General features: G+C 37.5%; 13 protein-coding genes. 9 read left to right on the top strand and 4 right to left on the bottom strand.

All coding sequences use genetic code 11. The features are described 5' to 3' along the window. Positions 1–109: 109 nt before the first annotated feature. The 3 genes from acsn021_RS06200 to acsn021_RS06210 all read right to left on the bottom strand — a co-directional run bounded on the left by acsn021_RS06200 (position 110) and on the right by acsn021_RS06210 (position 3109). Positions 110–838 carry a YjbE family putative metal transport protein gene (locus acsn021_RS06200; protein ID WP_184092940.1) on the bottom strand — a complete coding sequence of 243 codons (729 nt, stop codon included), beginning with the start codon at positions 836–838 and terminating at the stop codon, positions 110–112. A 118-nt stretch (positions 839–956) separates the two neighbouring features. Next, positions 957–2387 (bottom strand): sensor histidine kinase, encoded by a 1431-nt coding sequence (locus acsn021_RS06205; protein ID WP_184092939.1) that lies wholly within the window; start codon positions 2385–2387, stop codon positions 957–959. Further along, positions 2384–3109, bottom strand: a complete 726-nt coding sequence (locus acsn021_RS06210; RefSeq protein ID WP_243167867.1) for a response regulator transcription factor — start codon at positions 3107–3109, stop codon at positions 2384–2386. Before acsn021_RS06210 ends, acsn021_RS06205 begins: the two co-directional genes overlap by 4 nt. Positions 3110–3373: 264 nt before the next feature. Between acsn021_RS06210 and acsn021_RS06215 the strand changes: the two genes are divergently transcribed. From acsn021_RS06215 to acsn021_RS06235, 5 genes are all read left to right on the top strand, one after another. Continuing rightward, positions 3374–4288: an ABC transporter ATP-binding protein gene (locus tag acsn021_RS06215; RefSeq protein ID WP_184092938.1), complete on the top strand. Its 915-nt coding sequence runs from the start codon at positions 3374–3376 to the stop codon at positions 4286–4288. After that, complete coding sequence (locus acsn021_RS06220; protein ID WP_184092937.1) at positions 4288–5043, top strand: ABC transporter permease; 756 nt, start codon at positions 4288–4290, stop codon at positions 5041–5043. Before acsn021_RS06215 ends, acsn021_RS06220 begins: the two co-directional genes overlap by 1 nt. Positions 5044–5246: 203 nt before the next feature. Continuing rightward, on the top strand, positions 5247–5981 hold the full coding sequence (locus tag acsn021_RS06225) for an ABC transporter permease (protein ID WP_184092936.1): 735 nt from the start codon (positions 5247–5249) through the stop codon (positions 5979–5981). Between the two features lie 82 nt (positions 5982–6063). Next, complete coding sequence (locus acsn021_RS06230; RefSeq protein WP_197978597.1) at positions 6064–6420, top strand: YxeA family protein; 357 nt, start codon at positions 6064–6066, stop codon at positions 6418–6420. A 184-nt stretch (positions 6421–6604) separates the two neighbouring features. Continuing rightward, positions 6605–6934 carry a helix-turn-helix domain-containing protein gene (locus acsn021_RS06235; protein ID WP_184092935.1) on the top strand — a complete coding sequence of 110 codons (330 nt, stop codon included), beginning with the start codon at positions 6605–6607 and terminating at the stop codon, positions 6932–6934. Positions 6935–7062: 128 nt separating this feature from the next. On the opposite strand, the gene acsn021_RS06240 is transcribed toward acsn021_RS06235, so the two are convergent. Then, positions 7063–8292: an ATP-binding protein gene (locus acsn021_RS06240; RefSeq protein WP_184092934.1), complete on the bottom strand. Its 1230-nt coding sequence runs from the start codon at positions 8290–8292 to the stop codon at positions 7063–7065. Positions 8293–8538: 246 nt separating this feature from the next. On the opposite strand from acsn021_RS06240, the gene acsn021_RS06245 reads away from it, so the two are divergent. The 4 genes from acsn021_RS06245 (at position 8539) to acsn021_RS06260 (ending at position 13566) form a co-directional block, all read left to right on the top strand. Continuing rightward, positions 8539–9411, top strand: a complete 873-nt coding sequence (locus tag acsn021_RS06245) for an aminoglycoside 6-adenylyltransferase (RefSeq protein WP_184092933.1) — start codon at positions 8539–8541, stop codon at positions 9409–9411. A 305-nt stretch (positions 9412–9716) separates the two neighbouring features. Continuing rightward, positions 9717–10979, top strand: coding sequence for a histidine--tRNA ligase (hisS, locus tag acsn021_RS06250; protein WP_184092932.1), 1263 nt, complete (start codon positions 9717–9719; stop codon positions 10977–10979). A gap of 241 nt (positions 10980–11220) precedes the next feature. Next, entirely contained in the window at positions 11221–12537 is a 1317-nt protein-coding gene (locus acsn021_RS06255; RefSeq protein WP_184092931.1) for an MATE family efflux transporter, read from the top strand. Between the two features lie 225 nt (positions 12538–12762). Further along, entirely contained in the window at positions 12763–13566 is an 804-nt protein-coding gene (locus acsn021_RS06260; RefSeq protein WP_184092930.1) for a GNAT family N-acetyltransferase, read from the top strand. The last annotated feature ends 41 nt before the right edge of the window (positions 13567–13607 follow it).

Raw genomic sequence — 13607 nt, forward strand, 5'->3', positions numbered from 1 at the left:
TCTTATATAATGAAAGCCCGGCTTTCTTGGTTACTGCATGCCATAACAGCAGGTTATGAAGCATCTAAGAAGGCGGGGCTTTATTATGCAAAACTTTTCATGCAAATGTTTAGGGGGCTTTGGTATCCTTGGATTCGCATATCTGTGTGGTAGAAGAGGACTTTTTAACCATGTAAAGTCCATATAGCACTACAAATACAGAGAAGAAGCGGGGAATAAGTGAAGCAATGATTCTGGGAATATAGGGTGCAATCACCTGATAGGATAGAATCATTTCTATAGCGGTATAAATCAGAATGGCACCGCTTATATAAAGAAATATACGTTGTCTTTCTATTAATCGCAGAATGTATTTGCAGGTAGTCAGGATTAGAGGTAAGCTGAGTAATAGACCAAAGGTAATGATTTCTATATTACCATCCGCAGCGCCTGCTATAGCCAGTATATTGTCAAAGCTAAAGGAGAGGCTGATGATAGTGATTTTCGCAATTGCAGAAGGTAAACTCATAGCGGATGTCAACCGTTTTATATTTTCATCCCCAGAAGCATTCATAGTGTGTTCTTGCTTTAACAGCTCATAAGTCATCTTTAGTAATAAGATACCACCTAACAACTGGACGGGAAGCCATTGTATTTCCATAATGATACTAATAATAGAGGTAAAAAAGATAGTACAAAAAACAGAAATGGATAGTCCGGTCATATAGGCTTTCTTCCTATATTTTTTGGGCAGTTTCCTTGACATTACTGCAATTACACTTATACTATCAAAGCTTAGTATGATATTTAACAGCATGATATGAATCATCTTTATTAGAATTTGCATAAAATCCTGCATATGTCCTCCTGTCATATTTATTGAGAGCTCTTTATATAGTATTCAGGCAGGTATTTGGGGTGACTAAAAAAGAGATATTCTCTCAATAAAAAACGGATTATGTAAAGTCCGTTGGAAATTAAGGAAGAAGCGGTAAACGTAGTTCAGCGTAAAAACCCCTGTTTTTTTCACCTGGAGCGTCTGTTATAAAAGTGGAAGTTGATACGGTGGAGGCATTGGAGGAAAGAATCAATTCTCCCTGGTGGGCTTTGGCAATTCTATGGGCCATAGGAAGCCCAAGTCCATGACCATTGGAGCGAATTTGTTTTCTTTTAACTGAATAGGGCAGTTCTAAGAGGTCAGATAAATCAACATCTATAAGTCCTCTTCCTGTATCCCATACCACGAAAGAGCAGCTTGCGGTTTCAAGATTGGTTAAGGCTTCAATGTGTATAGTGCAGCCCTCCGGATTATGTTTCATACTATTATGAATTAAGTTGGTACCAGCCCTAAGCAGTAGTCTTTCATCGGCATATACTTGTGTGCGTTCATTGTCGATATGAATCTCAATTTGGTATTTGTCGTCCAGTCCATGATTTAAAAAGTCAGAAGCAAGGTGTCTTACTAGAGCGGCAAGTCGTATGGGCTTCTTAGCTAGGGGCTGCATTTCATATTCAAGCATAGAAACAAGGTTTAGGTCATTGACTAAAGCGCGAAGATGCTCTCCCTGCTTTCTGATAATACCTGCTTGCTGCTGCTGTTCCTCTGAAAGCATTTCATTCTCTTCCAAATCACTGGCATAGCCTAATACCATGGATAAAGGAGTACGGATGTCATGAGAAATACCTGCAATCCAGTTGGAGCGTGCTTCATCTCTTGCTTTTAGTGCATCACCTCTTTGCTGTAAAAGCAGCGAGGCTCGATTAATACTATCGGACAAGTCTGAAAGGATACCTTTCGGTTCTAAAGTAACTTGTTTATCTTCCCCCAGTGCTTCAATTCCGTTTGTAAGTGGGCGGATAGAACGAATTAATCTTGAGCCGATTAACAGTGAGAGTAACAAAGCAAGGGCAAAATTACCAAGTAACAAAGCTACCAGCCTAACGGGGAGGGAAGAAACTAAGTGTATGGGAAGAATATACTGATATTTGGCAAGGGTATGCTGTGGATATCCAACAACAACAATACCCTCCTCCCGTTCCCAAACGAATACAGGGTAATCTTTTAGATAACCTTTTGTAAACTTGGCAACATCAGTTAAGGAATAAGCCTTATAAAGTTCTGGAGGTAATTTATAGCTCCACATAACCTTCCCTTCATTGCTAAGGAGCATACCAAAGGCACGGTTATGCTCTAGTAATTCCTGTGATTTAGGTGGCAATGAATAGGTACTATTTTTCAAATTTAAGTCCTCCGCGACTTTTTTAACGACGAAGGAGGGAGAACTTCCGGCATTGATTCCCCGTAACACCCAGGCAGCCAGAATAAAAAAGTTTATGGTTAATAGAAATGCAGATATAACCATGGTGGAACTGATGAAGCGTTTTAGGATACGTAGAGTACTCTTCATAAGGTATCCTCTCCTTTCTGATTTATCAACTTATATCCAAGTCCACGTATGGTAAGTAGATATTCAGGGCTAGAGGGATTCGGCTCAATTTTTTCGCGGATACGTCTGATATGTACCATCAGAGTATTTTCATAACCGTAATAATCATCACCCCATGCGGCCTGACAGAGAGCATCACTGGTAACAATGCGGTTTTGATTTTCATACAGCTTATGAAGCAGTAATAGTTCTTTCGCCGTTAGAGGTAATTCTTTCTCTTGTCTTTTTACAATGCCACTATCTAAATCAATTAGGGAAGCGCCAATGTAAAAGCTTGTACGTTGTTCTACGGTTTTGTAAGCATATGTTCTTCTAAGGATTGCGGATAATCGCAACACCAGTTCTTTGGGGAGAAAGGGCTTTACCATGTAGTCATCCGCACCAAGCAAAAGACCCAGCAGGCGGTCTTCGTCTTCCCCTCTTGCTGTAACGAATAAAATAGGCACTGCTGAAATACTCCGTAGCAAGGGGAGGAGGGTAAATCCATCGCCATCCGGCAGCATAACATCTAGTATAATGAGGTCAGGCTTTGTCTGCCGACAGATTGAGAGTGCTTCTTCACAACTGCCTGCCTGATAAATTCTTGTATAACCTTCTTTGCGAAGAAAGGTTTGTATCATGTCTCTGATTTCACGTTCATCGTCTACTATCAGCAGTTTTTTAGTTTTTAAATTATCTATCATAACTATCATTTCTTTCCTTATATTTTTTTGTTCCTTAAGAAACGACTATCAAAAGCCTATTTATGGAAAGGGCAGTTTGCATATAGCCTAACGGCTCATGCCTTAAGTTCATTATAGCTTTTTCTATACCCCAATTCAATGGATTCTATACCAAAGGATAAGATTTAAGGTTCATGTAAGGTTTAGTTTAGTTTCGTGAAAGGTAACCATGTTATATTGCTTTTATAAGGAGATAAACCAAACAAATTGAATGGAGTGAATCTTATGAGTCAGATTATTAAAACCAATAGTCTTTCCAAGCGTTATGGAAGTGTTTACCGTGTAAAGGCGGTAAATTTAGACGTTCAGGAAGGAGATATTTATGGATTCTTAGGACCGAATGGTGCAGGGAAATCCACTACACTTAAAATGATACTTGGACTGGCTAAGCCTACCGAGGGGCAGGTAAGCGTATTCGGTAAGGAATTTGAACAGAATAGAGGATTTATCTTAAGTCAAACCGGTTCACTAATTGAGGCACCCTCCTATTACGGACATTTAACTGGACTTGAAAACCTTAGAGTGGTTCAAAAGTTAAGAGAAGTACCGGATAAGAATGTGAAAGAAGTATTAAGCATTGTAAGGCTTATAAATCAGAAGGATAAGAAAGTATCGCAATATTCACTGGGAATGAAACAAAGGCTTGGCATTGCCATGGCGTTATTATCCTTTCCGAAGCTTTTGATTCTGGATGAACCTACCAATGGTTTAGACCCCTCTGGTATCGGAGAGATTCGAGAGTTAATCAAATCTTTACCATCACGTTATGGAATGACAGTACTTATATCCAGTCATCTGCTTTCGGAAATAGAGCAGATTGCCACTACACTAGGAATCATAAATGATGGTACGCTAGGTTTTCAAGGCAGCTTAAAGAAGCTGCAAGAGATGGGAAGCTCAGAGTTCACCATAAAAACCAGAGATAACCAGAGTGCATTAGCTTTGCTTAAGTATCATGGATTTTTAGCTGATTTACAGGGGGAAGAGCTGATAATCGGAAGGAATCTTAGGGAGGAGCAGGTGGTACAAGCTAACAGGTTGTTGGTATCAGAAGAGATTGGGGTATATCGAATCGAGGAGCATAAGAAAAACCTCGAGAGTATATTTCTTGATATGACCGGAAAGGAGCAGACGCTATAATGAAGGAGATTCATTTAGAATTTTATAAATTACGTCATAAGCATTTGCTCTTGATGATAACAGGATTTTTAGGAGTAGAAATTTTGTGGGCATTTATGGCAATATCTATGTCCATATCCCGTAATCCGGACGCAGGAGGCTGGGAGCCGCTGTTATTGATGCTAAGCTCCATGAACGGATTGTTTATACCTATACTGACGGCAGTATGTGTGTCACGGATTTGTGATATGGAACACAAAGGGAATACATGGAAGATGTTAACCTCATTGTCAGTAAAGCGAAGCAGACTTTACTTTGCCAAATTCGTATGTGCAGCAGGTTTTTTATGTTACGTTTTTCTATTACAAACCGCTGCTATCTGGTTTTTTGGCAGTGTTAACCACTTTTTACAGCCAGTGCCTTATGAGTTGTTAGTTCGTTCTTTTCTCGGAAGCTTTTTAACGAGTCTTGTAGTAGCTGCGTTACAGCAATGGATATCTTTAGCGATTAAGAATCAGGCCTTTGCTCTGTGCCTTGGTATGGCAGGAGGCTTTGTCGGGTTGGCAGCAGATTTATTTCCGGAGGGGGTTAGGAGAATCTTTATCTGGTCTTATTTTACAGGCTTAAGCCCAGTGGTACAAACCTATACCGGAGAAACCATGGTATTTCATATACAGAAAGCAGTTGAAATACTGCCTCTTATGGGTGTGGCGGCAATGATGGGAGTACTGCTATTTTGGCTGGGAAATATGCATATATCCTATAAGGATATTTAGAACCACCCTAATCCTGAATAGGAAATAATAGGCAATTGAGAAACTGTTATTTTATGTGTCGGAACCAGTCAAAATCACCAAAAACAGGTTCCGATGTGGTGGCAAGTCACCTTTATTTTGGTGATTTTGCCTATTACCAACCTCTAGACTTATCGTTTCGCAATCGCTTATTAATAGGAAATAAAAAGAGAGGAAAAAATACAATGTTAAAACGATGTGTGTCAGCCGAATGGCTGAAATTAAAGCATTCACATATATGGATACTTATAATGATATTGCCGGTTATCAGTGTTTTAATTGGGTGCGGTAATTTTTATATGAATCAGGGAGTACTAAGGAAAGAGTGGTACAGCCTTTGGTCACAGGTGGGGCTATTCTACGGAGAATTCTTTTTTCCGGTACTGATAGCAATACTCTGTGCAACCATATGCCGACTCGAGCACTTTAACAAGAACTGGAATCTGGTAATGACAGCTCCGGTACCGGTTTCCGCTGTTTATTTGGCAAAATTAATCGTAGCAGGCATACTGCTTTTATTCGTTCAGCTATTTTTCTTTGTACTATATTTTATCGGGGGAATTCTTAGCGGATTAGCATTGCCTTTACCGGCAGAGGTACCGGGCTGGCTCATTAGGGGGTTAATTGCAGGTGTCACCATTAGCTCCCTGCAACTGGCATTATCCTTAAAAATCCGAAGTTTTGCAATACCGGTAGGGATTGGGCTTTGCAGTGTCTTCTTTGGGCTGGGATTGTATGTGCTTAAAATAGGAATGTTCTTTCCCCACTCTTTGCTAACCATTGGTATGGGAGTTCTAAGTCAGGAGAGTATGGGAAGTAGTGGCAGGCAGTTACTATTTATCAGTGTAAATTTGCTTTACCTGATTATTATAAGCCTGGGAGCTATTCATCGAATGAAGAAAGAGGATGTAACTGCATAAATGAGATAACTAATTATAGTGGCTTATGGTATATAAATCACATAAAAAGATTGTTTTGTAACTATGGAAAGGATTGCAGGCTATGAAAGGAAGAATGAAATTTATTATTGTAGGGCTTTTCTTTCTCGTGATAATATCTTACTTTGGTGTGTTTTTTGACACAGATACTCTGATACCGGAGAATCCAAAAGGAAAAAAGCTATATTATACACAGATACTTAATAACGATGTAAAATTAAATGACAATGACCGTTATGAATATGTCTTAGAAACCTACGATGTGAAAGGAAATGCAAAGGATCTTACCTTTACTACCGGTAAAAAGTTAAAAGAAGGAGCCTTTGTGGAATTATATGTAGCACCATTTAGGGGAGTTACTTTTTGGCAGGAGGTGGATAGGTCGGAACTACCGGAAAGAGTAGTTAAGCTATATAAATAGAAGAATCTAGTTTATGAAGGGTTTGAAAGAAGATTTTATGTAGTACATTTGAATTATTTTAGCGAGAATATATATTTTTTATTTAAGATATCACCTAGTATCTATCTATTAAAAAATTGCTGTTATAATTATCCATAACAAAGCTTTGTAAAAAAATTATATAAATATTTCCAGGAGGATAAGCATGCAGGATAATTATAGTGCTAGTGAAAGAATGATTTATATGGTAAAGTGGCTGGCAGAGCACCCAAAAATTCAGAGTAGATTATGTGAAGACTATGCAGAAACCACACTTGAAGAGTGTTTGAGTATTATTGAACTACTTGAAAAAAACGGATTATATGAAATGATTGTAGTCTTGTTATTAAAAAATCAATATAAATTAGAGTTCGAACAGATAGTAACAGAATTCGTCATTGAGAAGATGTTAAAAGAATGGGAGAGGGTCGGCATTGAGCAAATGTGCTATGATATCAAAGGTAAAATAAAAGAAAAGATTAAACAGAAGGACTAAAATAAATTTCAAAATAATGGTATGGTCAAACACTTACAGATTATGAGACGAACACATAATAATCTGAACGGAATAAAAAATTACTTCACCAGCTTTACCTTAAAAAGGATTGACTGGTGAAGTAGTTTTTATATGCCCCAAATGGGAACTATTAAATTTTGGCTGTCAAACGCCGACAGTCGGTCAGTCGTACAAAGCACAGCCCCCGTGCCACGCTCCAGAGAAGCCTTGTCAATCACACCGAATACTCGGGTGAGCTGGTTTTGAGGTGTGGCTGTTTTTTTAATTTCCATAGGGTACAGTTTGCCGCTGTCTTCTAGTAAAATGTCTATCTCCTTGGTATCCTTGTCCCGATAGTAATAAATAAAGGCTTGCCGGCCCCAGTTCTGATAGCTCTTGACAATCTCCGACACCACAAAATTCTCAAGAATTGCACCGCTCATGGCACCATTCATCAGAGTATTGCTATCGCTCCATTTGGTCAGGTATGCCACCAAACCACAGTCATAGAAATAAAGTTTAGGTTTCGTTACCATCCGCTTAAGCATATTGTTGGAATATGGATGGAGATAAAACACAATTCCCAGTCTCTCCAAAATCCCAAGCCATCTTTTTGCGGTAACCTGGTCAATCCCGGCAGCATCAGAGATGGTCTTATAATTTACCATTTGCCCACATAATGCAGCGGCTGATGTAATGAAATCCATAAATTTAAGTGAATCAATAGCACCCGAGATCTCTTTTACATCCCGGTCAATATAGGTGCTGATATAGCTGGAATAAACTGACCGATAATCGCTGTATTGCCCACTGATAAGAGCAGGCATCCCACCTCTGAAAATACGCTCATAAAGTGCAGGAGTATCAATAGAAGTCCGCTCTTTTATCCGCTGTGACAGATGTTCTAAATCCAACACAAAAGGTGCAGACGCAGAACCGTAGATTTCAGCCTGTGACATGGGTGCCATATGGAGCAGGCAGACGCGTCCAGCCAGCGATTCCTGTATTCCCTCCATCAGTTTAAACACCTGCGAACCTGTCAGCCAAAAATCGCCCGCACGATGGTTCTGGTCAACATGTATTTTAATATAGGTGAATAGCTCCGGTGCATACTGCACCTCGTCGATAAACACCGGTGGTCTATGAATTTGCAGGAACATCTTCGGGTCATTCTTTGCCATTTGTCGCTCAGTCAAATCATCCAGTGTAACATACTCCCGTCCTATATTCTCCTCTGCAGCCAACTTTTGCAACATGGTGGTTTTTCCGACCTGCCTCGGACCGGTAAGCAGCAAAGCAGGGAACTCTTTGGAAAGGCGGAGAAAGGTATCCTCCATTGCTCTGTGTATATAATTCATAAAATCACCTCTTCGTCTAAAATTATTATATACTATATTATAGCCGATATACTGTGTCTGGTCAATGTATTAGCGTCTATTATTTGTATTGTTTATATTTTAGACGGTGATATCAGAATATATACAATTAAAAAAGGAGTTCCCATAAAATTAGTTAAGTAATAAAAATTGAGTGATAGATTAAAGATGTATTTGACGTAAGTTTATGTTACAATATGGAAAAGCTTATATTGTACGGAGGTTATAATGCGAACGGAACAAGAGATGTTACATCTAATCGTAAACACGGCTATGCAGGATGATAGAGTTCTGGCAGTTTTAATGGGTGGTTCAAGAACGAACCCTAATGTACCCAAAGACATATTTCAAGATTATGATATAACTTATGTAGTCAAGGAAACGAAATCATACATAGAAGATAAAGGTTGGATTGACCAATTTGGTGAACGCCTATATATGCAATATCCAGAAGAAAACTCCTATTATCCAAGTGATGTCACTAATTGTTACGGATGGCTGATACAATTTACAGACGGTAATCGTTTAGATTTAGGCGTTTGTACACTGAGTAATGTATTAGATGGAATAAAAGAAGATAGACTATGTAAAATCTTACTGGATAAAGATAACTGTTTGCCTAAGTTACCGGAAGCAACCGACATGGATTATTGGGTGAAAAAGCCTACCGAGAAGCAGTTTCTGGATAGCTGTAATGAATTCTGGTGGTGTCTTAATAATGTGGCAAAAGGTTTGTGGAGAGAAGAGATTCCATATGTAATGGATATGCTTAATAATCCGGTACGTCCCCAATTAATTCGTATCTTGGGATGGAATATCGGATTTAATACAGATTATAGTGTTAGTATTGGAAAATCAGGGAAGTATATGTACCGCTGGTTAGAACAAGACCAGTGGGATAAATTTTTGCAAACCTATTCGAGCGGTGCTGTCAAAGAAATTTGGAAATCCGTTTTTATTATGTGTGATTTACTGGATATGGTGGCAAAAGAAGTTGCAAATAATAATGGATTTCAATATAACCAAACAGAAGCTAATAATAGTTTACAATTTTTAAAAGATGTTCATAGATTACCAAGGGACGCAAAAGAAATCTACTAGACAATGGCTTATCTGTCATCATATTTTAATGAATTTATTAATTTCCTTGACTAATGATTAACTAGGAGTTATTATCATAATAATAATTTTGGAAATTGGAGGAGACATTTATGTATATATTTAATATGCATCATCATAATCATTGGAAAAACTAGCCTATGAAATTTCATGGGCTTGTTCTATTGGTTATGCCCATGAGATGCTTATTAAATAGAGATGGATGTCTTTATATATTAAAAGTCATTTGGGAATAACCTAAATGATTTTTTTTATTGCAAATATGAAAATTATTGGAGGAAAATGTTATGAAATTTAGAAAAACACCAGTGAAGGGTACATGTGATATATTACCAGAAGAAATGAAATTAAGAGAATATGTTCTCTCAATGATAAAAGAAACATACAAGTTATATGGTTTTTCTCAGATTGAAACACCTGTTATGGAACATATAGAAAATTTAACAGGAAAGCAAGGAGGAGAGAATGAAAAACTAATGTTTCAAATCTTGAAAAGGGGAGAGGAATTAAAAAAAGCTTTTGAAGACAGAAAAGAGGAATTGGCGGACTCTGGATTGCGTTATGATTTAACAGTTCCATTAGCAAGATATTATGCAAATAACATTAGCAAACTAACAATGCCCTTTAAATCACTTCAAATAGGTAATGTCTTCAGAGCAGATAAGCCCCAAAAAGGAAGATTCCGTCAGTTTATGCAATGTGACATAGATATATTAGGTGATAATACAATCTTAGCTGAAATAGAATTAATAGCTGCAACCTCGACCATGTTAACAAACATATTTAAAGAAGTGGGTATTTCAGAGTTTACGGTACACATCAATGATAGAAGATTACTAAAAGCTATGGGTGCTTATTCTGGTTTTTGTGAAGAGAATTTTGATGAAGTCTTTATAAGCCTTGATAAGATAGATAAACTTGGAACAGATAAAGTTAAAGAGGAATTGCTATTTAAAGGTTATCCTATGGAGAAGGTTACAAAGTTCATTTCCATATTTAGTAACTGGAATAAAGGAATTAGTTGTGCAGAGTATTGCAGTTTTATAACAAAAGATTTTGTAGAGACACAAGTTATTGAGAATATAGACACCATAATAGCTTGCGTGAAAAAGATGATTAACAAAGATGTGAAATTGGTATATAATCCGGCATTAGTAAGAGGAATGTCTTATTATACAGGAACAATTTTTGAGATAAGTATTACTGGGTACAATTTTTCAATAGCTGGTGGTGGACGTTATGATGAAATGATAGGAAAGTTTTGTGGGCAGAACATGGCAGCTTGTGGTTTTTCTATCGGTTTTGAGAGAATTATTACAATCCTACAAGATAATGCAAAGGGCAATAATTATAAAAACAAAAAGAATATCGCTTTTTTAATTGATAAGAGTATTAGTTCTGAAAGAGTAATCGAAATATTTGAAGAAGCAACTGCATTAAGAGAATGCGGAAATATAGTTTTAGTTCAACCATTAAATAAAAACGCAAAGTTTCAAGTTGAAAATCTTGAAAAAGATGGGTATAAAGAAATTCGTAAAGTATTAAGCTAAGATTCAAATTCCACCCCTTAATATTAGGTGCAAATTACAAATTATAAAGTTGACAATAAAATTACTATGTGCTAAAATCACCATAAACTGAATAAGTCACTGACTTATCCTTTACCGCCGGGTAAAGAAATTGAGCGTCAGACTTCATATCATTAGGCCTAAGAAGATATGAAGTACTGGCGCTTTTTTATTGAGTGTAGGTATTGAAAATATACTGATACCGGAAAGGACATGATTTTTTATGGAAAGAACAAATTGTTTCAGAGATTTTGCAAAGTATGTATCTCTCAATGTTCTTGGAATGATAGGGTTATCCTGCTATATATTGGCAGATACCTATTTCGTTTCAAAAGGGCTTGGGGCGAATGGTTTAACCGCTCTCAATCTTGCAATACCTATTTACAGCTTTATTCATGGTAGTGGCTTGATGTTTGGAATGGGTGGCGCTACAAAATATGGGATTGCAAAAAGCCAAAATGAGACAAAGACGGCCAATCGTATTTTTACAAATACTATTTTTCTTGCACTTAGCTTTGCTGTCGTTTTTTTTATTCTTGGTCTATTTTTTTCCGGAACTATTATTCAGTTACTGGGTGCTGATGAAGCAGTTTTTAAAATGAGTAAGGTATATATACAAGTTATTTTGCTGTTTGCACCAGTGTTTATATTAAACAATGTTCTCTTGTGCTTTGTGCGAAATGATGGCGCTCCACAGCTTTCCATGCTGGCTATGTTGGGTGGCAGTTTTTCTAATATTATACTGGATTATGTCTTTATGTTTCTTTTTGACATGGGAATCTTTGGTGCTGTTCTTGCTACTGGGCTTGCACCGGTTATCAGCATGATGATTCTGTTGCCATTCTTTTTACATAAGAAGAATCATTTTCATCTTATGAAAGAAGGTAACTTTTCAGCAGAACTTAATGCAAGTATTTTTTCAAGTGGTCTACCATCACTCATTACCGAGATGTCTTCTGGTATTGTAATGATTGTTTTCAATGCAATCATACTGCGCTTACAAGGGAATGTAGGTGTTGCAGCTTATGGTGTTATTGCGAATCTCTCATTGGTGGTTATATCAATTTATACTGGTATTGCACAAGGTGTCCAACCTCTTCTTAGCAGTTATCACGGCTCAGGCGATTCTGCTAAGATTAAAGCATTATTGAGATATGCTTTAACGACTGTGCTACTTGTTTCAGGTATAGTATATGCCTGTGTGTTTTTTGGAGCTTCAAAAATAGCTGATATGTTTAACAGCGAACAAAATGCATTCTTGCAGAGCATTGCTGTTACCGGGTTGAAAATTTACTTTATAGCTTGTGTGTTCGCTGGATTTAATATTCTTATGTCTGTTTACTTTACCTCAACAGAATATGCCCGCCCAGCGCATATTATTTCCACCTTGCGCGGTTTTCTTCTTATTATACCGATGGCTTTTTTACTCTCCGCCATTGGTGGATTGACAGGTGTTTGGTGTGTGTTCCCTGCAACCGAGGTAATCGTTGCAGGGATAGGAGGAGTCTTATATGTTATATCTAGAAAAAGAATTAGTTAGCGAGACAGGAAACCAACGTCTGTTTTAGGAACGTGTGTAAGGTGATAAAAAACAATTATAATCAATTTTAAACTGGTGGATTTATACTTACTGGTGTAAGATGGGAATAAAGTTAAAACTAAAAGTACAGTGAATAGTTTAGTAAATCATTAGTTAGAAGCAGAAATTGTTGACTTATTCTAGACTAAAATATTTAATAACATAAGAAAGAAGGTATCTATACGAATGACAGAAACGGACTTATTAGAAATTCAATCAAAGCTAGCTGACTATACATATTCCTCTATGCAGTATCTGGAACATTCAGATGTATCACAGTATGAGGTAATCCTTAAGCGAGATGGGTGTATACTTTTATATGGGTTTAATGAAAAGGAAGGCTGTCACGAATACCACTTTGCAGCCAATACCCCGGATGATATATTAAAAGAAGTACAAGATAACCAGTGCTTAATAACTTTTGTACCGGAAGAATGGATAACGGAATTTGAAAAAGCAGGTTTTGTAGTATGTGCAGCTTTTTGCGATTATTTTATGGATTCCTTAGAAGACGCACTTGGATGTGGTGAACCGGAATTCTTAAAAAGGAATGAATGCAAAGAGGCAGCGGATGTAACGATAGCATGTCGAGGGCAGAGCAGAGGATTTCATGGAGAAACAACCGAGTGGATTACGGATTGGATTGATACTTCCAAAGATGCAGGCTGTGATTTAGAATATTTACACAGGGCGCTACTTATCGAACGCAATGAGCAAGCGGAAATAGTGGGGATTGTTGTGACTGCTCTATATGGTTTTGAAAGTGAAAAAGGTGCTGTCTCCTGGATTCGAGAAGTTGCAGTGAAGCCTGCATATCAACGGAAAGGCATTGCCAGAAAACTAATAACGCAGGCATTGCATTATGGAAAAAACCATGGTGCCAGGAGAGCGTTTCTGGCTGCGGATGCATGTAATATACATGCTATCCACTTATACGAAAGTATAGGCTTTCGAGCAGGTAAAGATAAGCAGATTAATATGATAAGGTAAACGTAAGCTTATGAAACGTCTTTAAGATTTAAGGGGAAAGG

Origin of the sequence: Anaerocolumna cellulosilytica (assembly GCF_014218335.1) — a bacterium.
GTDB lineage: Bacteria > Bacillota > Clostridia > Lachnospirales > Lachnospiraceae > Anaerocolumna > Anaerocolumna cellulosilytica.